The organism is Colwellia sp. BRX10-1, assembly GCF_014077545.1.
Lineage (GTDB): Bacteria > Pseudomonadota > Gammaproteobacteria > Enterobacterales > Alteromonadaceae > Colwellia_A.
In genome coordinates this window covers 1-1,111 of record NZ_JACGWC010000074.1, presented here as the reverse complement: position 1 = coordinate 1,111, position 1,111 = coordinate 1, and the positions used below count along the sequence as shown (strand labels likewise).

General features: G+C 42.2%; 1 protein-coding gene. It reads right to left on the bottom strand.

Annotated elements, in window-relative coordinates; genetic code table 11:
- Positions 1–4 precede the first annotated feature (4 nt).
- A partial coding sequence (tuf, locus tag H4J75_RS19580; protein ID WP_182218777.1) for an elongation factor Tu occupies positions 5–1,111 on the bottom strand: 1,107 nt, incomplete at its 5' end.

The window sequence follows — 1,111 nt, the reverse complement described above, 5'->3', positions numbered from 1 at the left end:
GCAATTATGCGATGATTTTAGATACAACACCAGCACCAACAGTACGACCACCTTCACGGATAGCGAAGCGTAAACCTTCATCCATCGCTACTGGGTTGATTAGCTCTACAACAAATTTCAAGTTGTCGCCAGGCATTACCATTTCAACACCTTCAGGAAGCTCTACAGCACCTGTGATATCTGTTGTACGGAAGTAAAACTGTGGACGGTATCCTTTAAAGAATGGTGTATGACGACCACCTTCATCTTTACTTAACACGTATACTTCTGATTCGAATTTTGTATGAGGTGAAATTGAACCAGGCTTACATAATACTTGACCACGTTCAACGTCTTCACGCTTAAGACCACGTAAAAGAACACCACAGTTCTCGCCAGCACGACCTTCGTCTAGAAGCTTACGGAACATTTCAACACCAGTACAAGTAGATTTTTGAGTATCACGGATACCAACAACTTCTACTTCTTCACCAATTTTGATGATACCGCGTTCAACACGACCAGTAACAACAGTACCACGACCAGCAATTGAGAATACATCTTCGATAGGCATGATGAATGCTCCGTCGATTGCACGCTCTGGCTCTGGAATGTAGTTATCTAATTGATCAGCAAGTTCGATGATTTTTGCTTCCCACTTTTCGTCGCCTTGAAGAGCGCCTAAAGCTGAACCTTGAATTACCGGTAAATCATCACCTGGGAAGTCATATTCAGAAAGAAGTTCACGAATTTCCATTTCTACTAATTCTAGTAATTCTTCGTCATCTACAACATCACATTTGTTCATGAATACGATGATATATGGAACACCAACCTGACGTGATAACAAGATGTGCTCACGTGTTTGTGGCATAGGACCATCTGTAGCAGCAACTACTAAGATAGCGCCATCCATTTGTGCAGCACCGGTGATCATGTTTTTGATGTAATCGGCGTGACCAGGACAATCTACGTGTGCGTAGTGACGAACTTCTGTATCGTACTCGATGTGAGAAGTATTGATTGTAATACCACGCTCACGCTCTTCAGGAGCATTATCGATTTGTGCGAAATCTTTAACTTCACCACCGTGTACTTTAGTTAATACTGCAGAGATAGCAGCTGTTAAAGT